Consider the following 17,711-nt stretch of genomic DNA (forward strand, 5'->3'; position numbering starts at 1 on the left):
GATATGGTGCCGGGTGGCCAGCGCCATGATCCGGCTGATCTCTTGCGTGGTGCCGGGGTGAACCACCGCTGCCGGCAGAAACTTGCGCTGGGTGGCATCGTAGGAGTAACAGATCAGCGAAGCCTTGTCGGTGAGGACATGCTCCTTGCCGACAATCTGCTCAAGGCCGTTGATGATGGTTTTGTCAAGCATAGATGGTCCTGTCCTGTTTTTTTAAAAGGGGCTTATGCAAAAGCATATCGCATCTGTTCAGCATCGGGTCGGGAATTTTTGTCGCCGTCCATGGCGACAAAAACCCTTGCCACAGGATCCAAAGGCCCTGCGCAAGGATAGCGCTGAATAGTTACAGATTATCAAATAAACAACCAAAAAAGTCTACTTTGAGCGACCGAACCAACCGGTTTTCCCACGGACCAAAGGTTTGTTTCAGGCTGCCGTTGGAACGATAACCGGCAGGATTGTGCCGCCGTCGGGGATAATGACCGTAGAAAAATCGCTGGGCAGGATGGGTCGCACCTGTGCCAGAGCTGTCTGCAGATCAACGGCTTTCTCCATCCCCATGGCGGCCGTTTGTTCCTTGCTGAATTCGCTGATCAGCAGGATACGGAAGCGCCGCGCACGAGCCAGCACGGCGTGGGCAGTCTGACCGTTGATCTGATAGTTGGCACGCAATGCGGCTTCAAACTCGTCAAGATCCTGATAGCGGAACCAATCGAAAAAGGTCGGATAACCAAAGCCGTCGCGGCAGGCAGCAAGAAAAATTATCATGCCCCCTTCCTTGACCGCACGGCAGCCATAATCGAGGGCTTTTTGGGCCTGGATAAAGTTAATGTCCTTGGGTTCGCCGCCGCATGAAATAACCGCCAGATCGGCGGCAGCGGCAAGGGGCACGCTGTAGAGGGAGCGTACCAGCTCACAGCCGGCCAGATGCGCCTGTTCCAGGTCGCCGCAGAAGACGGCGACAATGTCTTTGTTTGGTCCCAGGACGGTATTAAGGAGAAAATCGGGTTCGACCCGCTGGGCGGCCTGGAGCAGATTGCGATGGACCGGGTTGTCGTTAAGCACTCCGGTCACGGCGGAGGGATGTTTGCCCCCCACTTCCGGTGGGTTGAATACGGCAAAATGGCTGGCCATGCAGGTCTGACGGCCCGCTACGCCAGGTACCAGGCCTTTGCGGCCGCCGCCGAAGCCGGCAAAATAGTGATAGCCGATGGTGCCGGTAACAATGACCCGATCCGCCGCCATCACCCGGCGATTGATCTGTACCGGAATGCCGCCGTCGGTCATCCCCAGGTCCACCAGTTGTGTCGGGTCGTCACAATCATGATCGTAAACGGCAATGCGCCGGTAAAGGGAGCCGAGGATCCTGCGGTGCTCTGCTGCGGTTTGCCGGCGATGAATCCCCAGGGCGATAACAATGCTGATATTCGCATCGGGAATGCCACAGCGGTTGAGCTCGTCGACCAGCAATGGCAGGTATATTTCGCTGGCCGAGTAGCGAGTGATATCGGAGGTAACGATGACCACCTCCTCCCCTGGTTTGATAATGCCGGACAACGGCAGAGTACCAATCGGGTTTTTTAACCCTTCACCTACCAATTCTGTTGCGGAGCGCGGTGGTGCTAGAGGTTTCATCTGCAACAGTTGCGCGCCGGGCACATGGCAGGGGACGCTGATGGAGCCGTATTTCAGGGCAATGTCAGTCACTATTTAATAGCCTTTGATCATGCCGCCATCAACCTGGATGACATCACCGGTCATATAGGAACAGATCGGTGAAGCAAGGAAGGTGACCACTCGGGCAAACTCGTCCGGAGTGCCGTAGCGTGCCAGGGGGATCAGTTTCTGGTTGTCTTCACGCACCTGCTCGATGGAAAGACCCTGCTTGTCGGCTTTGAGTTGATCGAGGTAAACAGTGCGATCGGTGGCTACCCGCCCCGGTGCGACGGTATGAACCAGAACATTGTCCTGCGCCAGTTCATTGGCCAGACTTTTGCCTAAGCCCAGCATGCCCATGCGAAACGCGTTGGACAGCAGCAAGCCCGGAATCGGCTGTCTGACCGACGAGGAGGTGATGTTGATGATGCGCCCGCCATGCTTTTTCAGATCAGGGAGTACCTCACGGATGGTGCGTACGTAGGCGAGCAGGGTCGATTCAAAAGCGGACTGCCAGTGATTGTCGTCGAGCTGGTCGAAGTCGCCCCCCGGCGGCCCACCGGAATTGTTGATCAGAATGTTGATCGATCCGAGCTGCTCCCGGGTTGCGGCGACGAGGTTTTTGATGTCGTCGGCGGTGGACATGTCTGATCCGCAGGCAGCTATTTTGCCGGGTGCCTGAGCGGCAATCTCACTGCGTGTCTGTTCCAGAACCGCTGTGTCGCGGCCGGTGAGCATGACGTTGCACCCCTCAAACGCCAGTTGGGTGGCCACCGCCTTGCCCAACCCGCGGCTCGACGCCATCACCAATGCCACTTGTCCTTGTAGTTGCAGATCCATGGATTATCTCCTTGTAAAAAGATTGAAAGTAACATTACTGTATCACAAGGATCTCGCACAAGAGACAAACTGCTGTTCCTGTGGACTTTTCTCCTGCATAACCGCAAGGATATAGTTGCAGTGGTATCGATGGCTATGCTAATAAGACTGATTTTGGCTACACAGAAATCAACCGCAGGAGAGAAGAACCATGGATCTGCAAATTCTTCCGATTGAGCGCCCCAAGCCACGCATCAGCGATGAAAACAACCTGGTATTCGGCAAGCAGTTTACCGATCGCATGTTCGTGATGGAGTACGACAGTGGCAAAGGCTGGCACTCTGCCCGGATTCAGCCCTACGCCCCCTTCGTACTTGATCCGGCCGCCATGGTTTTTCACTATTCTCAGGAGATTTTTGAAGGGCTCAAGGCTTTTCGCCGCGCCGATGGAACCATTGCCCTGTTCCGCCCGGCTGATAACGTCGCCCGCTTTAACCGTAGTGCCCGGCGTATGTGCATGCCTGAAGTGGATGAGAAATTCTTTCTCGATGCCCTGCTCAGGTTGATTCGTCTCGAAGCCGACTGGGTGCCCCATCATGAGGGGACCAGCCTATACATCCGCCCGACAATGATTGCCACCGAACCGATGCTTGGCGTGCGCCCGTCCAACAAGTATCTGTGCTACATCATTCTGTCGCCGGTGGGAGCCTACTACAAGGGGGGTGTTGCGCCGGTGAAGATCTGGATCTCCGATTTTTATGTGCGTGCCACCGAAGGGGGAACGGGGGAAGCTAAAACCGGCGGTAACTACGCAGCCAGTCTTTATGCCGCCAAGCAGGCAGCGGACAATGGTTACGACCAGGTGTTATGGCTTGATGCCAAAGAACGGCGCTTTGTTGAAGAGGTTGGCAGTATGAATATGCTGTTTCTCTATGATGGCAAGATTGTGACTTCCCCGCTGCGTGGCACTGTTCTTGACGGCATCACCCGTCGTTCGGCGCTGACCCTGCTTGGTGAGATGGGTTACCAGATTGAAGAGCGCGCCCTGACGGTTGATGAAGTGATGGAAGGATCAGCTAGCGGGCGTTTGACAGAGGCTTTTGGTACCGGCACAGCGGTCGTCATTTCGCCGGTTGGCTCTTTCTGCTACAAAGGTTCCTGTGTCCAGTTGGGTGATGGCCATCCCGGCAAGCTGACGATGGAACTGTACAACAAGTTGACCGCCATCCAGTACGGTAAGGAACCAGATCATCATCACTGGGTTACTTCTCTGTAGTTTCTCTCTCCCTGGGTCAGATGCGCCGGCCGGCGCATCTGACCCAGTTGCTCAAGTTTATTGCAATCTTTTCTCCACTACATATTTTCTGAGGCACCATCGAAGCCATGAATTGTGCCCTGATTGTAGCAGCGCAGATGGCACTGATCCAGGCCGTAGAGCAGCAGACCGACCAGCAGTACCGGTAAAAAGTGGTCAGCGATGCCGCCGGTGAAGCTGTAAAAGAAATAAAAGGCGCTACGGTAGCCCAGGTGGTTCCAGGTGCTTTCCGGCCTGGATCGGCTAGCCAACGCCTTCAAACCCAGAATAATCGAAGAGCCGAAATAAACGGCCAGAGCGATGCTGACCATATAGGCTGGGGGGGGATAGCCGAGCAATTGGCGCAGGGGTTCGGATGCCATGGCAAACAGATTCAGATCGCGCACATTGTAGGCACAAATACTTACCAGCAAAAAAAGGAACAATTCCCACAGGTTGTGGCGCGCCAGATGGTGGCCATTATCACGCAGATCACGGATCTTCTGCTGTCTGCTCTCATGGGGTTTTGTGCCGGCCTCGGATTGAATGCGTCTTTTCATGTCAGCCTCCACCGTGATTGAGATTTCTGCAACTCCTGCTGTCTTTAGAAGCAGGTGTCGTGCCAACTTTGTTTATTGAACTATTTCTTAAAAATCAGGATGTTAAGGCGAGTTGCGCGGGTCTGGTGCGAGTGGTCGCGTCAATCTTTCCTGTTTGGCAGGAAAATTCTCAAGAGATGGGAATCAGCGTCGGTCGCAGTTTGGGATGGGTGAAAAAACCGCAGTGGTGGTGGCGGGGTATGACAAACGTTTGTCAGCTCGCAACGGGGCGGCACCAGCTGGTGCCGCCCCGGATGAAGCAGTTTTTATGTCGGCACAAGATCAGTGGCTTGGCACCGTACCATTTTCTTTGTGGTCGGGCACGTCATTGCCGTTTTCTTCCCACCCGGTCCACATGGTTTTGATGTGCTCCATGGGGGTGTGCCCGAGGGTGGTCAGGTAAACGTGGGTTGGCAGAAAGGCGATCAGGCAGCATGCGAGCAGGAAATGGACGCTCATCAGAATTTTCATGCCGCCCATCATGACGATGACGCCACGCAAGGGTTCAACATTGGTCATAAAGATGCCGGTCAGGCTGACCAGTGGCATCAGTACGAACATGATGGCCAGATACGCTGACTTCTGCATCGGGTTGAATTTGTTTCTGGGTGTCGGGTGGTGCGGGTTTTCCCAGCCCAGGAAGTAGGTCAAAAAGTAGAATTTCGCCTGGCGCAACAGTCCGGTTTTCAGATCTTCAACTTTGGGAACATAGAGGTTTGCCATCGACCGGGCAATGAAGACATAGTAGAAAAACCACAGGGTAAAGGATATCGCCACGACAAAACCGGCAGTGTTGTGGAGATAGATGGCGGACTTGTAGCTGCCGAGCAGGCTGATATATTCCGGAAAGCGGATCTGTGCTCCGGAAACGGTCAGGGTAACGATACCGAAAGCATTCAGCCAATGCCAGATGCGTACGGGTGTTGGTTGCAGATAGATTTTTGTATTTTCAGCCATGATGAATCCCCTTAATGTTGGCGGTTTTTGCGCGTCAGGAAGCGCAACAGTCCGTGACCTATCGGCATCACCAGGCCAGCGCTGATAATAAGCAGACCGAGAATGTTCATTGATGCGCTTCTGGTTGTGCCGACCATGTAGAAATCGGGTGTACCGTAGAGGGCGTCAAGGACGGCACCCTGTTCAACGGTCACCCGCTGATATCCGCCATCGCGGTTTGGGATAGCCAGGAAACTGGTCTGCAGACTTTTCGGTCCGGAGATGTGACAGAAGGTACAGTCGTAACGGTTGTCCAGGGTTTTCAAATCATGCGACACATCGCTTGGCACCAGGGTTCCTTCCAGGCGCAGGTTGCGGTACGCCGGGTTGCGATTAAAGCGGCGCAGTTCCGTCAGCGCGATAAAATTGTCGCCGTTGGTATCGATCAGGCTCAAAATGCCGGCATCACCACTGATCTCTTTTAGTATCTGATATTCGGGCAATTCAAAGCGGCTAAAGAAACGGTCGTCTTGGCGGACAACAATATTGAGCACAATCTCGTAACCCTCAGAACCGGTATGGCAGGTGATGCACGGCAGTTTGGCAATATGCAGGTCGGCCTGGGGGAGCCACACCTTGTGGACATCGACCATCGTTTGTGAGTCGTGACACCGGATGCATTTGTCGTTCATGTCGTAGCCGGCCATCGCTTTCATGGCGCGTGCCTCGTGGGGATTGTGGCAATCACCACAGATGGCGTAGTTGGCATGATCGGTCATCAGGTACTCCTGCCCCAGGGTATCGTGACAGTCAAGGCATGTCGCTCTGCTCAACTCGCTGACGCCACTGGGGTGGTCATCGCCGATCGTGTCATGGCAGACGACACAGCCGAGCACCGCGTGGGCGGTGGTGTCAAAGGTTGTCGGCACAATCAGCAGCTCTGCGTTGACCATATCGGCGTCACCGTGACACATCAGACAGTAGTCTGAATCCATGGCTGCCAGCGCACAGGGGACGAGCAGCAGCGCCCCGAGAAAAGCCGCGAACAACAATTTGCTATCGTAGGAGTGATTCATGATGTTTCCTTCCTGCGCAGATCGTGAAGTGAGACAAGCCGGTCGCATTGACAGCATAACGAGGTTGATCCCTCAGCGGATTTTGGCCGGTGCCGTCTTGACTTCTTCCTGCGGCTTTTTCCCGAAGATCCCTTTTACGATGCCGAAAAGTATCGCCATAAGAGGAGCAAACTGGAGCAGGATGATCAATGCACAGGTTCCCAGGAAGAGATAGGTCAGCAGCATGCTGTTATCTTCACGTGCACCCGGTTGGGCGAAAGCAGGCAGTGTTGCACAGAGAAACAGACCAATAGTCAGAAGGCTTTGCTTGATTTTTTTCATGACATACTCCTTTTTTCTAGGAACAGTTGCGGCGTTAGTGTGTTCAGTTGACTATCAACTGGGCGCCACTCAGTGCACATTCAACAACAGACATCAATTCCTCATTGTCTTCCTGGTTGACCGGTTTTAAAGCGTGATAGAAGATGCCGTCCTCGCGGATACGGCGCAGGGTCTCCAGCGAACTGTCATCGGAAACCAGAATGATGCGCAGGTTTTTGTTGCACCTGCGCATCAGCGCAATGACATCGACGGCGGAAATCTGTTCTTCGAAGCAGTCACCGAGGATGACGATCGGCTGATTTTTCCTGACAATTTGCGCTATCGCATAGGCAGCGGAATCGGTAGTTATGACCTCGTAGTTGGATTTTTTGAAAAATTCCGCCATTTTTTTCTGTGTTGAAACGTCGCGATCAACAATCATGACCTTGCGTGCATACATGGTCGACTCCCTTGGCTGGTTCAGCGGGTTGATTTATCGACTATCGCGTCCCTTCCATCGCAAGTTTCCTTGATCAGGCCGGAAAACGTCAGCAGCGCTGGTACGCTTTGAAGTCCAATAGTCATGCCGACAAATACGATAAAGAGCTTGGTCAGAAGGGATGTTTCGAGGCCCATGCTATCCAACAGAAAGAATCCACTGATGAGCAGCGGTGCTAACACGAGGACAACGCATAATCTGTGAATTCTTTTCATGAGAGCCTCCGTCATTGAAAGGGATTTATTATCTTATCTGGACAATAAGCAAGTTAAGTGCCACCACTGAGGAATTCCCGTTTTTATTGGAAAAGTCGCTATATAGCAAGATGTTACGAGATTTTTCAGTAGGCGGTTCTGGAGGAAAACAGGTCAGGCTGGTACGAAAAGCCGGGGCTGATTCCTGCCGGACAGGAAAATTCTCCTGGGTCAGGAATGAGCCATCAGGCAGGGTCGCCGGAAAAGAGGTGGGGGTTGTTTTTTTACAGCCCTTTTTTGCGGGCCGCTGACAGATGGAGGGTCTGGATGCGGATATGGGCAGGCAGATCTTTGGCATAAAGGGTTTTCTGTTCACGGCTACAGAGCAGTGACTGCTCCAGAGTATTGATCAATTCGCGGACGTTGCCCGGCCATGAATAGAGTGCCAGCAAATCGAGATATTCCGGGGACAACTGTTTCTCGGCTACGCCGGATATTTCACAACAGCGGCGCAGATAATAACGCGCCAGCCGCTCAATATCGCTGCCGCGGCTGGCGAGGTCAGGCAAGGCGATGTGGCAATTACGCAGTTGCTCGAGCAAAAGGGGAGAAAACTTTCCCTGTTGTACCAACACATCAGGGTCGTTGCGCGTCAAGCTGATCAGACGACAGGCTGCCGGTTGTTGTAACAGGCTCAAGAGGTGACTCTGCGCGGCAGTTTGCAGATCATCAATATCTTCCAGAATCAGGCTGCCGTTGTCTGCTTCATGGAAGAAGTCCCAGGTCCGTGCCATGGCGTCAGGATTGTTTAGCAGGCCGCAGGGAACGGTGATCAGGGGGCGCTGTGAGCGCTTGCCCTGTTGATGGATTGCCCGGGCAAAAAGACTTTTTCCGCTTCCGGTGGCCCCCTGGATCAGCACTGCCTCATCCATCTCAGCCATGGAGCGAACCAGTCCAGCGGCGACCCGTATGCGTGAATCTTCGCCAATAATTGTTGGCAGCGGTGGGTTGTTGCCTGCAGCCTGGTGGCTGCTACGCCGCAGAATCAGTTCCTGTCCGACAAGACAAAGCTCAACTTGCGCAAGGTTGAGATCGGGCAGATCAACGCGGATTTTCAGTTGACACAACAGTCCGATCAGTTGTTCCAGGCCCTGATGCGCCAGATAGAGCTGCTCGACGAGGGGCCTGAGCTCAGGGATATGGAGCTCGTACTCTTGTGCCATGGCATACCCGCCTTTCCGGTGAGAATGTCTTTGTTGCCTTTGTCCCTCGGCAAGTATGCATAAGCCGCGCCAACCGGCAGGTGAGCGGGGCGCGTGGGGCGGATCAGGTCTTGCGGTTGATGTCGTGCTTTTTCAGCAGGGCGTACAGCCGTGATTGCGACAGTCCGGAGATATTACAGGCGCTGCTGATCTCTGTTCGGGTGAAAGCCATCAGGGTATTCAGGTATTGTCGTTCCGCCCGGATTAATGCCTCTTCACGATAATCCTGCAGCGGCGGAAGGGAGCCCGGTGCGCCATTCAGCGTTGGCAATTCCGGTTCGTTGTTGCCTTTTTCCAGGGACGCGCGGCGCACATGAACGCGGATGTGGCTCGGCAGGTGCTGCGGGAAGAGAGTTGGATCGTAGTGCGCAGCGGTGAGGGTTCTTTCCAGCGTGTTGACCAGTTCACGGACGTTGCCGGGCCAGGGGTAGAGCATCAGCATTTCCAGAAATTCTGCGTCCAGTCCCTTGGGGCCACAGCCGTGCTGTTCGCAGAAGCGGTCGACATAGTGGCGGGTCAGTGCCTTGATATCGTCTTTGCGTTTACGTAAAGAGGGCAGCTCGATCACGAAGGAGCGTAAGCGGAACAGCAGGTCGCTGCGAAAGGACCCTTCCGCAGCCATCGCATCCAGATCACGATTGGTTGCGGCGATCAGGCGAAAATCACTTTCAACCTCGTGCGTCGCCCCCAAAGGGCGAAAGCGATGTTCCTGCAGTACCCGCAGAAAGGCTTTTTGCAGGTTCATTGGCAACTCACCAACTTCGTCGAGGAACAGGGTGCCTTTGTGTGCTTGCTTCACCAGGCCGTCACGCGCGCGTTCTGCGCCGGTAAAGGCCCCCTTTTCGTGGCCGAAGAGCAGGCTTTCCACCAGGGTTTCCGGCAGGGCAGTACAGTCAACGACGACGAAATTCTGGTTGCGCCGGGCGCTGTTAGCGTGAACTGCGCGGGCAAACAGTTCCTTGCCGGTACCGGTTTCGCCGCTGATAAAAACGTGAGCGTCGCTGCCGGCTGACTGGGCGACCAGTTCGAGACAGGCATTGAGGGCAGGACTGTTGCCGATGATGTCGGCGCGCTGCAGGGGAACCGCTTTTGTGACACGTAGCGCCTCCTGCTTTTCCTTGCGATATTGCAGGGCACGCTCCAGCGACAAGGTGATCTCTTTGATGGAAAAGCCCTTTTCGATATAGTCCCAGGCACCACTTTTGATGGCCAGTTCGGCACCGTCGGGGTCACCGAACCCGGTAATAATAATCACTTCCGGTGCCGAGGGTGCTGCGTCAATTTGCGCCAGGAAATCCAGCCCATTGCCGTCCGGCATCATGACATCAAGAAAGACAATATCGAAATCCTGCGTTTCAGCCAGTTCTCTTCCCTGCTGGAGGGTTGTCGCGCAGGTTGCCGCATGGCCTTTACGCTGAATCAGTGCCGACAGGGTCGCGCACATCATTTCATCATCATCAATAACCAGGATCTTGTTCATGCTTCTCCCCGCGCTACAGGGGTTGTTTTGGCCCTCAGCAGCTGTTCTACGGTTGCCAGCAGTTCGCTGCGTCTGACCGGTTTGAGCAGCAAACTGCTGATACCCAGCGCTGCTACATTGACATCACTAACGGCGGGGTCGGTCTCTGGTGATGAGCCGCTGCAAAGGATTATTGGCAGATCCGGCCGGATTTTCAGGGCCTCCGCCGCAAGTTGGGTGCCGGTCAGATGGGGCATGGTCTGGTCGCTAATCAGCACATCGCAGGCGAAGGTCTCCTGCCGCAGCAGATCAAGCACGGCCCGGCTGTCGGTGTGTGGCGTTACCTGGTAACCGCACCGCTCCAGGACGATTTTCATGGTAGTGACATAGTCGGCTTCGTCATCCACGAACAGGATCTGTCCCTTGCCGCTGCCGGGCTGCGTTGTCGTGGCTGTGGCTGTTCCGCCTGCGGTGGCCGTCGTCACCGGCAATAGAACGCTAAAGGTGGTGCCGTCCCCAGCAATACTCACGGCGGAAATGTGGCCTTTATGCGCTTTGACGATGCCGTGAGCGATGGACAGACCAAGTCCGGTGCCTTTGCCCTGTTGCTTGGTGGTGAAAAAGGGATCGAAGATACGATCGAGAACTTCTCGATCCATGCCGTGGCCGTTATCGGTGACCATCATGCGCACATAGTCGCCACTGGGCAGATCAGGATAGTTGGTCCCGCCATTCTCGGTCAGGGTGATTTCGTCAAGACTGATATCAAGGACTCCGCTGTGTCCGGTCATCGCGTCGGCGGCGTTAGTGCACAGGTTCATGATGACCTGGTGGATCTGGGTCGGATCGGCATTGACCAGGCTGAGTTGCGCAGGGATTTGTTGCTGCAGCCTTATGGTGGACGGCAGGGTTGGGCGTAGCATACTGATGCATTCCTCCACCACCTGGGTCAGGCAGATTGGCTGTTGTGGTTGTTCGCTCTTGCGACTGATGGTCAGGAACTGGCGAACCAGACTCTTGCCGCGCAGGCCGGCCTTGAGGATCAGTTCCAGGCAAGGGCGCTGCAGATCGTGCTGGGGGGTGTCTTCCAGAGACATCTCGGCGTTGGTGATGATGATCGCCAGGATATTGTTGAAATCGTGGGCAATCCCGCCGGAAAGGGTTGCGAGGGCCTCCATTTTTTGGGCCTGGCGCAACTGGCGTTGTAAAACCACTTCCTGGCTGATATCTCGAACGGTGGCAACATAGCGGATGACGCTGCCGTTGGCGGCGACAACAGGAGCAATCCAGGCGGCGATGTCGTAGGTGCTGCCGTCTCTGCGTTTGTTGATAAAGTGCCCCGACAGGGCCTGGTTGCTTGAAAAAACTTTAAGGATAGCGCGGTAAAATTCGGGATTGCGGCGTGAGCATTCAAAGTGATGGAGAGCGACTCCGAGAGACTCGTCTTCCGGAATCCCGCACAGCTGAACGAAGCTGGAGTTGACGTACTGGATAGTACCGCCGGGGTCGAAGGTGATGATCCCGTCAGATGTTTGATCCATGGCAACAGCCAGCATCAGGCGCTCTTCTGTTTCCAGGCGGTGTCGTGCCTGCATGCGCAGGGTCTTGATGCCGTAGGAAAGATCCTCCGCCATCTCCGCCAGCAGTTCCGCCTTGTCCTGCGTGAATGCATTAGTCTGCCCGTTAAAGATAATCAATGCGCCGAAAACCTGCTCATTGTCCTTCAGGGGCAGGGCAATGCAGGAAGCATAGCCGTATTTGCGTGCCTGCTGGTGCCAGGGGACAAAGCGCACGTCGCCGAGAAGATTTTGAAAAATAACGATTTCGCCGGTACGAATACAGGTGCCTGCCGGTCCCCGGCCGATATCGCTGTCGGCTGACCAGCTGGCCTGGAGATTTTCCAGGTACACATTGTCGGCGCCCCAATGGGCCGCCGGTTTCAGGCTTTTTTTTGTGTCATCTTCTTTGAAGGCAACCCAGGCCATGCGATGTCCCCCGACCTCGACACAAATGCGGCAGATCTCCTGCATCAGGGTCTCTTCATCTTCCAGCCGGGTGATTGCCCTTGAGCATTCACTGACGCTTCTTAGGGAACGGTTGACTCTTTGCAGGGATTTCTGGGTTTGCGAAACCGCTGCTTCCCAGAAGCGCAACAGCCAGTAAAGCATGATCGCGGAAAATATGATGAAGAACCAGTGTCCGAAATTTGTTGAATGCTGACTGATATCGGGACGATTGAGCAGGATTGCGAAAAGATGGTCCGAAAACAGGTTCCAGAAGACACTGACAGCAATAAAAACCAGGGTGACAACGATAGCGGTAGGACGATCGGATGTTGTTGCAGTAGTTGTCATGGGCCCGATCTTCCAGGGATTAGCCGCGATGGCTGAAAGCAATAGGGACTGTAGTTCAGCATTAGAATTAGTAACAAAAATAACGGGTAAGTCAATCTGATTCAGCGTTGGCCTGTGCTGATGGCTACCGTCAGCCCTGGTAGTCATACTACTCAGTATGAGCAACTATGTGCTAGTTAAGATGCTCGGGGGGTGTTGAGGCTCTCGGTGAGGCTGGTGCCCTGTTTTTTTATACTTATATAACATAATGATAATAAAGAAGAAAATTGTTTTTAATCTGTTGTTTTCAGGTTTGGCACAGGTCCTGCCTTGATTGTGAGCGCGCATAGTGCGTAGCTACACGCTGACATTGTCCCTGATTTGAACTCTTCAAGGAGTTTTCCTATGTGTCGCATCGGTGCCATCAAGAGTCTGAACTACGTGCATCCCAGTATGGCGCTGCAGCTCGATATGATTGAAGACCCGGCCGGCATCCTGATCAAGATCGGTCAGGGCGCCAAAACCGGCGATGGTGGATTGCTCCAGGCCGGCAAGGTGGCCAAACATATCCAGGAGAACCGCGGCGTGCCCAAGGCCGATCTGCTAAGCCCTCCCAACCATCAGGGACTCTATTCCATTAAGAAAAGTGTGCAGAAGATGTTCCTGTCCCTCAATGCCGCCTTCAAGTTTCGGGTAGCGGTGGCGATCAAGGTCGCCGCTTCGGCGACCAGCGTCAGCGTATTTAACAATCTGGTGCGTGACCCCTACAATATCGTGGGTGGCTTCTTTCTTGACGGGATCGACGGCGGTACCGGCGCCGCCCATGAAGTCAGCCTCGATCACACCGGCCACCCCATTGTCAGCAAAATGTGTGACTGTTACATGGAGAAACGCCGGCCGCCAAAAAAAAGCATCAGCTATTACTGTTGAGAGCCTGAGCAAGGAACTCTATCGCCCCCAGAATCGCGGCCGCTTCGAGGCCAGCGCCGCCGGCGAACGCTCACGGTGTATGTCGTGCGGCAGTTGCCGCGACTGCACCATGTGCCTGGAAGTCTGCCCCGAAGGGGCGATCCGCCGGGTTGAAGATGAAAAGGGCAAATTCGCGTATGTTTCCGATGGCGAATATTGCATCGGTTGCGGCATCTGCGCCGGTATCTGTCCGTGTGGTATCTGGGGGATGGAGCAGGTAGTGTAAGCACAGAATGCCCTTCAATCGCCATAATTATTGCCACCAAGGCCCCAAGAAGACCAAGAGAAGCTAAGCTTTTGTTATAGGATTTTCTTGGAGGACTTGGAGCCTTGGTGGCTTAATATGGTTAATTGGATGGGACTGTCACCGTCGTATAATTGACTGACAGGTCTAATGTGGATTACTGTAGCTATAACTATCCACATGGAGGTGTTGATGAAAACCGTTCAGATGACATTGGACGAAGATCTGCTCGAAGCGGTTGACCTGGTATCAGCAAAGCTGAATACCAGCAGGTCGGCATTCGCCCGTCATGCCCTTAAAGACGCGGTCGAGCGCTATTATATCCAGCAACGCGAGCAGCAACAACGTGAGGGGTATCTGCGCCATCCCGTCGCCAGAGAAGAATTTGGAGACTGGGAAAATGAGCAACAATGGGGCGATGAATGAAGCGCGGAGAAGTTCGCTGGTACAAATTTAATCAGCCTGACAAAAAACGGCCGGTTCTGGTGTTAACACGTGATTCCATTATTGAATATTTAGGCGACATCACGATCGCACCAGTCACCACCAGAATCAGAAACATCCCCTCAGAAGTTGTTCTGACCCCTGAAGAGGGCATGCCGCAGCTCTGTGCCGTCAACTGTGATCATCTTCAGACCGTGCAGAAATCGCGTTTGGGAGCAGTGGTCACATCGCTCACCAAGAGCAAAATGCAGGAAGTGTCACAGGCGTTGGCTTTTGCCCTGGATTTGCATAACTGCTGACGGCGGGATATACAAATTGTCCGCCATCGGTATGGTTGTAGATTGTTTGATGGAGAATCAGAAGGGGTAGTTTGTGGTTAGTTATTTAAGAGAATGTCCCTCCAGCTGTACAGGTTGCCTGCTTGATAACATATAGTGACCATGGTATCGTGGTCACTATATCACTTTCATCAGGAGGAGGCCATGTCGGAAGTCGTTTCGAAATCTCAATTTAAACCGCGGGCATTGGAATATTTCCGCAAAGTTGAAGATCAAGGTCGGGAATTAATCATCACCGATCACAACCAGCCGGTTATTAAAATTATTCCTTATCAGAAAGAGCCTCATCAGGTTCTGCGCGAGTTGCGCAACAGCGTTCGGCGCTATGAGCAACCTTTAGACCCCGTCGCTGAAAATGATTGGGAGGCCCTGCAGTGATTGTTCTTGATACCCATGTCTGGCTGTGGTGGTTAAGTAACCCGGAAAAGTTATCACCACCGGCCGAAAAGGCGATTGCTGCGGCTATAGGGGAAAATGGCATTGTGATCTCTTCCATCTCAAGTTGGGAGATCACTCTGTTGGTGAAACGTGGTCGCCTTGAATTGGCTATCGATCATCGCGATTGGATCAGCAAGACGCAAGGATTGCCATTTGTTCAATTTGCCCCGGTAGACAATATTATTGCCTTGCGCTCGGTAGATTTGCCCGGCGATTTTCATGCAGATCCTGCCGATCGTATCATCACTGCCACCGCCATGACGATGGCTCTCCCCCTGATTACCTGCGATCATAAAATCATCAGCTATCCGCACCTGCAGACAATCTGGTAAACGGCCTGATCCTGTCTGGTAAAGGCTAACCCAGATTCAAGAGCATTTTGCCGCGATGAAAATCCATGAAAATCTGTAGGTAAAACCTTTGCTGCTGAAATTTTTGGCTGTGTTTAAATTTAACAGACCTTGATAGATGTTGATCGCGGCAAAAAACTGGTTTTTCTCTCCGCCACTCCCTCCCAGCGTCTGCGTTGTGGCTTTTTGATTCAGCAATTAAACCATGCCCACTCGTCTCGCCAATAAAAGCTATATGGTGTTCTGCGACTTCGCGCAGGATGACACAGAAGGACGTTGACTGGAAAAAAACGAGTGTCATTCTGCGCGGAGCTAGGCGTAGTCGCAGAATCCATATCCTGTTTTCTGATTTACTGGAGTCAAATAGATAACCAGATTTCTTAATAATGAAAACGGCATTGAACAATAATAAGGCTGTCGTCGGTGACTTTGTACACTAGCCGGTGGGTGCGGTCGATACGTCTGGACCAGTAGCCGGTCCAGAAGTGCTTCAAGGGTTCCGGGTTGCCAATGCCGTCAAACGGGTGCCGTATCGTTTCTCTGATCAGGGTGTTAATACGTTGGAAAATCTGCTTATCCGCTTGCTGCCAATAAAGATAGTCGTCCCATGCGTTTTGTGCCCAGGAGAGTATCATTCTTCACACAGATCGCGTTGAAGGCTCTGACCTGATTCGATCTCGCTAATGGCCTCATTGAGTCTTTGAGCGTTCTTCGGACTCGCCATCAAGTAAGCTGTTTCTTCGTAGGCATGAAAATCGTCAAGGCTAATCACCACCGCAGGGCTGCCATTTTGCCGGGTAATCAGCACCGGCATGTGGTTTTCGCTGACCCTGTCGAGGGTTTTGGCCAGGTTATTTCTAAAGGCAGAGTAGCTCATGGTCTCCATCTTGATCCTCCTTATGCGTTTCCATCATTGTGCCTATATTTGTACGCTAACCCAAGACGGTTTTGTTATATCAGACTTGACTATATCAGCTCACCCCAATATTCATGCGGCACGATGGTGAGGGGTGACTCCCTGAACAATTTTTTCACCATGTGTTCTGCGACAATTATGATCCCAACCTTAACGCTTATCAGCAGCTTTGTAGACCAGGTTCCTGTCACGTTTCCCCACGGCTATGATAACGACAAGTAGTTCGGTATCATGGACTTCGTAGACGAGACGAAAACCGGCGCTGCGCAGTTTGATTTTGTATCGGTCGGTGTGGCCAAATAATTGCAAAGAGGCTATGCGTGGGCAATCAAGGCGCTCAATAAGCTTTTTTTTGAATTGGCTGCGAACAGTCGGATCAAGTTTTCGCCATTCACGCAAAGCTTCTTCTTTGAAGCTCAGGTCATAGTTCATCCACGGTCACCTTGATTTCAGCTTGATCTTTTCGCTGATCTGAAATCTCATTGAGTTCGGCATCTTCAAGGCGATTAAGAAGTGCTTCATAGGTTGCAGCGGGAATGCAGTAGAAGGCCGGCTCATTACGATTAAGAATGGCAACGGGAAACCCTTCACCTTCGGCGACGGTACCCATTGGGTTGCGTTTTAGCTCGGTGATGCTCGCAGTGACGGTAGAGTAGATTGAATGTGCCATGTTTTCACCTCCTTTGTTGAAACAGTAACATTTTTAGAGGCAGAGCAAAAGATATTTAAAAGCACCTTTAGAGGTTCGATTAAGTAGTAGAATTTCGGTTTACTAGTCTCAGGGTGGGGTTAAATTTTATCGGAGAGTCGCTGTAGTCGCAAGAGAAGGAGAGGAATGCTGATTCAACTATTAAACAACCCTATGTATACCCAGCAACTGGTTATGCTTTTAAAACAGTTAATCAACGTACCCTTCGACCTGGTTATTTGTTACTATGCACAAGAGGAGGTGAATATGAATGCGGTAGAAATTTTTGAGTTGATTCGACAAAACAAAACAGAGTTAGATCGTTTTGGCGCAAGCCGCATTGGCCTGTTCGGCTCACAAATTCGCGGCGAAGCCCGTGCTGAAAGTGATATAGATTTTATCGTTGAATTCGTAACTGGCCAGAAAAACTATGACAATTATATAAACTTATGCTTTTTTTTAGAAGATTTGTTCAATAAGAAAATCGACCTCCTGACCCCGGAATCCCTCAGTCCCCACTTAAAGGAGCGGATTTTGGGAGAGGCCCAATATGAAATCATCCATTAGTTATCTTCGTCACATACTTGATGAAACAACATTTCTGGTTGAGCACGTTGGTTCCTGTCGTCCTGATCATTTCATGCGTGACCCGGTATTACACCGCGCAGCAATACGGAGTATTGAAATTATTGGTGAGGCGGTAAAGAACCTGCCCGAGGAATTGCTGGTAAAATATCCCGAGGTCGAATGGCGTAAAATGGCAGCTACCCGGAACCGGTTGATCCACGGATATTTCTCCGTTGATATCGAACTTGTCTGGGATATTGTGGTTTCCAAAATACCTGAGCTTAAAAATCAGATCGAGAAAATTATCGATGAAATTTCCGATTTAGATCA

Annotated in this window: 24 protein-coding genes and 1 pseudogene; 9 read left to right on the forward strand and 16 right to left on the reverse strand. The window is 52.7% G+C overall.

Going from position 1 to position 17,711, the window contains the following annotated elements:
- The 3 genes and pseudogenes from AC6F7T_RS00805 to AC6F7T_RS00815 all read right to left on the reverse strand — a co-directional run.
- Positions 1 to 192: pseudogene (locus tag AC6F7T_RS00805) on the reverse strand (glycolate oxidase subunit GlcD); the annotation flags it as partial.
- A gap of 234 nt (positions 193 to 426) precedes the next feature.
- Positions 427 to 1,707: a lactate racemase domain-containing protein gene (locus AC6F7T_RS00810; RefSeq protein ID WP_500716048.1), complete on the reverse strand. Its 1,281-nt coding sequence runs from the start codon at positions 1,705 to 1,707 to the stop codon at positions 427 to 429.
- Between the two features lie 3 nt (positions 1,708 to 1,710).
- Positions 1,711 to 2,496 carry an SDR family oxidoreductase gene (locus AC6F7T_RS00815; RefSeq protein WP_500716049.1) on the reverse strand — a complete coding sequence of 262 codons (786 nt, stop codon included), beginning with the start codon at positions 2,494 to 2,496 and terminating at the stop codon, positions 1,711 to 1,713.
- A gap of 190 nt (positions 2,497 to 2,686) precedes the next feature.
- On the opposite strand from AC6F7T_RS00815, the gene AC6F7T_RS00820 reads away from it, so the two are divergent.
- Entirely contained in the window at positions 2,687 to 3,751 is a 1,065-nt protein-coding gene (locus AC6F7T_RS00820; RefSeq protein ID WP_500716050.1) for a branched-chain amino acid aminotransferase, read from the forward strand.
- A gap of 77 nt (positions 3,752 to 3,828) precedes the next feature.
- On the opposite strand, the gene AC6F7T_RS00825 is transcribed toward AC6F7T_RS00820, so the two are convergent.
- From AC6F7T_RS00825 to AC6F7T_RS00865, 9 genes are all read right to left on the reverse strand, one after another.
- Positions 3,829 to 4,329 (reverse strand): hypothetical protein, encoded by a 501-nt coding sequence (locus AC6F7T_RS00825; RefSeq protein WP_500716051.1) that lies wholly within the window; start codon positions 4,327 to 4,329, stop codon positions 3,829 to 3,831.
- 321 nt (positions 4,330 to 4,650) lie between these two features.
- Positions 4,651 to 5,325, reverse strand: coding sequence for a cytochrome b/b6 domain-containing protein (locus tag AC6F7T_RS00830; RefSeq protein ID WP_500716052.1), 675 nt, complete (start codon positions 5,323 to 5,325; stop codon positions 4,651 to 4,653).
- A gap of 11 nt (positions 5,326 to 5,336) precedes the next feature.
- Positions 5,337 to 6,380, reverse strand: a complete 1,044-nt coding sequence (locus tag AC6F7T_RS00835; RefSeq protein WP_500716053.1) for a cytochrome c3 family protein — start codon at positions 6,378 to 6,380, stop codon at positions 5,337 to 5,339.
- 72 nt (positions 6,381 to 6,452) lie between these two features.
- Positions 6,453 to 6,701: a hypothetical protein gene (locus tag AC6F7T_RS00840; protein WP_500716054.1), complete on the reverse strand. Its 249-nt coding sequence runs from the start codon at positions 6,699 to 6,701 to the stop codon at positions 6,453 to 6,455.
- A gap of 43 nt (positions 6,702 to 6,744) precedes the next feature.
- Positions 6,745 to 7,140, reverse strand: coding sequence for a response regulator (locus tag AC6F7T_RS00845; protein ID WP_500716055.1), 396 nt, complete (start codon positions 7,138 to 7,140; stop codon positions 6,745 to 6,747).
- Between the two features lie 20 nt (positions 7,141 to 7,160).
- Positions 7,161 to 7,394, reverse strand: a complete 234-nt coding sequence (locus tag AC6F7T_RS00850; RefSeq protein WP_500716056.1) for a hypothetical protein — start codon at positions 7,392 to 7,394, stop codon at positions 7,161 to 7,163.
- A gap of 263 nt (positions 7,395 to 7,657) precedes the next feature.
- Positions 7,658 to 8,596 (reverse strand): sigma 54-interacting transcriptional regulator, encoded by a 939-nt coding sequence (locus tag AC6F7T_RS00855; protein ID WP_500716057.1) that lies wholly within the window; start codon positions 8,594 to 8,596, stop codon positions 7,658 to 7,660.
- 103 nt (positions 8,597 to 8,699) lie between these two features.
- The gene (locus AC6F7T_RS00860; RefSeq protein WP_500716058.1) at positions 8,700 to 10,115 is read right to left on the reverse strand and encodes a sigma 54-interacting transcriptional regulator; all 1,416 of its coding nucleotides are present in this window, start codon (positions 10,113 to 10,115) and stop codon (positions 8,700 to 8,702) included.
- Entirely contained in the window at positions 10,112 to 12,448 is a 2,337-nt protein-coding gene (locus tag AC6F7T_RS00865) for an ATP-binding protein (protein ID WP_500716059.1), read from the reverse strand. Before AC6F7T_RS00865 ends, AC6F7T_RS00860 begins: the two co-directional genes overlap by 4 nt.
- Before the next feature lie 384 nt (positions 12,449 to 12,832).
- On the opposite strand from AC6F7T_RS00865, the gene AC6F7T_RS00870 reads away from it, so the two are divergent.
- From AC6F7T_RS00870 to AC6F7T_RS00895, 6 genes are all read left to right on the forward strand, one after another.
- Positions 12,833 to 13,357 carry a glutamate synthase-related protein gene (locus tag AC6F7T_RS00870; RefSeq protein ID WP_500716061.1) on the forward strand — a complete coding sequence of 175 codons (525 nt, stop codon included), beginning with the start codon at positions 12,833 to 12,835 and terminating at the stop codon, positions 13,355 to 13,357.
- A complete protein-coding gene (locus tag AC6F7T_RS00875; protein WP_500716062.1) occupies positions 13,299 to 13,622 on the forward strand; it encodes a 4Fe-4S dicluster domain-containing protein in 324 nt (107 codons plus the stop codon). Before AC6F7T_RS00870 ends, AC6F7T_RS00875 begins: the two co-directional genes overlap by 59 nt.
- A 210-nt stretch (positions 13,623 to 13,832) precedes the next feature.
- Positions 13,833 to 14,066 (forward strand): ribbon-helix-helix protein, CopG family, encoded by a 234-nt coding sequence (locus AC6F7T_RS00880; RefSeq protein WP_500716063.1) that lies wholly within the window; start codon positions 13,833 to 13,835, stop codon positions 14,064 to 14,066.
- Positions 14,063 to 14,383, forward strand: coding sequence for a type II toxin-antitoxin system PemK/MazF family toxin (locus AC6F7T_RS00885; protein WP_500716064.1), 321 nt, complete (start codon positions 14,063 to 14,065; stop codon positions 14,381 to 14,383). The genes AC6F7T_RS00880 and AC6F7T_RS00885 overlap by 4 nt, the downstream gene beginning before the upstream one ends.
- A gap of 183 nt (positions 14,384 to 14,566) precedes the next feature.
- A complete protein-coding gene (locus tag AC6F7T_RS00890; RefSeq protein ID WP_500716066.1) occupies positions 14,567 to 14,800 on the forward strand; it encodes a type II toxin-antitoxin system prevent-host-death family antitoxin in 234 nt (77 codons plus the stop codon).
- A complete protein-coding gene (locus AC6F7T_RS00895; RefSeq protein ID WP_500716067.1) occupies positions 14,797 to 15,192 on the forward strand; it encodes a PIN domain-containing protein in 396 nt (131 codons plus the stop codon). The genes AC6F7T_RS00890 and AC6F7T_RS00895 overlap by 4 nt, the downstream gene beginning before the upstream one ends.
- Positions 15,193 to 15,590: 398 nt before the next feature.
- Here AC6F7T_RS00895 and AC6F7T_RS00900 read toward each other — a convergent pair whose 3' ends face one another.
- The 4 genes from AC6F7T_RS00900 to AC6F7T_RS00915 all read right to left on the reverse strand — a co-directional run bounded on the left by AC6F7T_RS00900 (position 15,591) and on the right by AC6F7T_RS00915 (position 16,796).
- Positions 15,591 to 15,845 (reverse strand): Txe/YoeB family addiction module toxin, encoded by a 255-nt coding sequence (locus tag AC6F7T_RS00900; protein ID WP_500716068.1) that lies wholly within the window; start codon positions 15,843 to 15,845, stop codon positions 15,591 to 15,593.
- On the reverse strand, positions 15,842 to 16,096 hold the full coding sequence (locus AC6F7T_RS00905) for a type II toxin-antitoxin system prevent-host-death family antitoxin (protein WP_500716069.1): 255 nt from the start codon (positions 16,094 to 16,096) through the stop codon (positions 15,842 to 15,844). The genes AC6F7T_RS00900 and AC6F7T_RS00905 overlap by 4 nt, the downstream gene beginning before the upstream one ends.
- A 180-nt stretch (positions 16,097 to 16,276) precedes the next feature.
- Positions 16,277 to 16,558 carry a type II toxin-antitoxin system mRNA interferase toxin, RelE/StbE family gene (locus AC6F7T_RS00910; RefSeq protein WP_500716070.1) on the reverse strand — a complete coding sequence of 94 codons (282 nt, stop codon included), beginning with the start codon at positions 16,556 to 16,558 and terminating at the stop codon, positions 16,277 to 16,279.
- Positions 16,548 to 16,796: a type II toxin-antitoxin system Phd/YefM family antitoxin gene (locus AC6F7T_RS00915; RefSeq protein WP_500716071.1), complete on the reverse strand. Its 249-nt coding sequence runs from the start codon at positions 16,794 to 16,796 to the stop codon at positions 16,548 to 16,550. The genes AC6F7T_RS00910 and AC6F7T_RS00915 overlap by 11 nt, the downstream gene beginning before the upstream one ends.
- A 165-nt stretch (positions 16,797 to 16,961) precedes the next feature.
- Between AC6F7T_RS00915 and AC6F7T_RS00920 the strand changes: the two genes are divergently transcribed.
- Together AC6F7T_RS00920 and AC6F7T_RS00925 are read left to right on the forward strand one after the other, a co-directional pair.
- Positions 16,962 to 17,381, forward strand: a complete 420-nt coding sequence (locus AC6F7T_RS00920; RefSeq protein ID WP_500716073.1) for a nucleotidyltransferase domain-containing protein — start codon at positions 16,962 to 16,964, stop codon at positions 17,379 to 17,381.
- Positions 17,365 to 17,711 (forward strand): HepT-like ribonuclease domain-containing protein (locus AC6F7T_RS00925; RefSeq protein WP_500716074.1); only part of this gene is annotated, 347 nt, incomplete at its 3' end. The genes AC6F7T_RS00920 and AC6F7T_RS00925, both read left to right, overlap by 17 nt.

It is taken from the genome of Pelovirga sp. (assembly GCF_059864205.1).

Bases quoted from the DNA above. Each gene is read 5' to 3' on its own strand.
- AC6F7T_RS00845 (WP_500716055.1), bottom strand. From the start codon at position 7,140: ATGTATGCACGCAAGGTCATGATTGTTGATCGCGACGTTTCAACACAG.
- AC6F7T_RS00900 (WP_500716068.1), bottom strand. From the start codon at position 15,845: ATGATACTCTCCTGGGCACAAAACGCATGGGACGACTATCTTTATTGG.
- AC6F7T_RS00885 (WP_500716064.1), top strand. From the start codon at position 14,063: ATGAAGCGCGGAGAAGTTCGCTGGTACAAATTTAATCAGCCTGACAAA.
- AC6F7T_RS00920 (WP_500716073.1), top strand. From the start codon at position 16,962: ATGCTGATTCAACTATTAAACAACCCTATGTATACCCAGCAACTGGTT.
- AC6F7T_RS00870 (WP_500716061.1), top strand. From the start codon at position 12,833: ATGTGTCGCATCGGTGCCATCAAGAGTCTGAACTACGTGCATCCCAGT.
- AC6F7T_RS00855 (WP_500716057.1), bottom strand. From the start codon at position 8,596: ATGGCACAAGAGTACGAGCTCCATATCCCTGAGCTCAGGCCCCTCGTC.
- AC6F7T_RS00860 (WP_500716058.1), bottom strand. From the start codon at position 10,115: ATGAACAAGATCCTGGTTATTGATGATGATGAAATGATGTGCGCGACC.
- AC6F7T_RS00910 (WP_500716070.1), bottom strand. From the start codon at position 16,558: ATGAACTATGACCTGAGCTTCAAAGAAGAAGCTTTGCGTGAATGGCGA.
- AC6F7T_RS00880 (WP_500716063.1), top strand. From the start codon at position 13,833: ATGAAAACCGTTCAGATGACATTGGACGAAGATCTGCTCGAAGCGGTT.
- AC6F7T_RS00825 (WP_500716051.1), bottom strand. From the start codon at position 4,329: ATGAAAAGACGCATTCAATCCGAGGCCGGCACAAAACCCCATGAGAGC.
- AC6F7T_RS00905 (WP_500716069.1), bottom strand. From the start codon at position 16,096: ATGGAGACCATGAGCTACTCTGCCTTTAGAAATAACCTGGCCAAAACC.
- AC6F7T_RS00830 (WP_500716052.1), bottom strand. From the start codon at position 5,325: ATGGCTGAAAATACAAAAATCTATCTGCAACCAACACCCGTACGCATC.
- AC6F7T_RS00815 (WP_500716049.1), bottom strand. From the start codon at position 2,496: ATGGATCTGCAACTACAAGGACAAGTGGCATTGGTGATGGCGTCGAGC.
- AC6F7T_RS00865 (WP_500716059.1), bottom strand. From the start codon at position 12,448: ATGACAACTACTGCAACAACATCCGATCGTCCTACCGCTATCGTTGTC.
- AC6F7T_RS00820 (WP_500716050.1), top strand. From the start codon at position 2,687: ATGGATCTGCAAATTCTTCCGATTGAGCGCCCCAAGCCACGCATCAGC.
- AC6F7T_RS00850 (WP_500716056.1), bottom strand. From the start codon at position 7,394: ATGAAAAGAATTCACAGATTATGCGTTGTCCTCGTGTTAGCACCGCTG.
- AC6F7T_RS00840 (WP_500716054.1), bottom strand. From the start codon at position 6,701: ATGAAAAAAATCAAGCAAAGCCTTCTGACTATTGGTCTGTTTCTCTGT.
- AC6F7T_RS00835 (WP_500716053.1), bottom strand. From the start codon at position 6,380: ATGAATCACTCCTACGATAGCAAATTGTTGTTCGCGGCTTTTCTCGGG.
- AC6F7T_RS00915 (WP_500716071.1), bottom strand. From the start codon at position 16,796: ATGGCACATTCAATCTACTCTACCGTCACTGCGAGCATCACCGAGCTA.
- AC6F7T_RS00890 (WP_500716066.1), top strand. From the start codon at position 14,567: ATGTCGGAAGTCGTTTCGAAATCTCAATTTAAACCGCGGGCATTGGAA.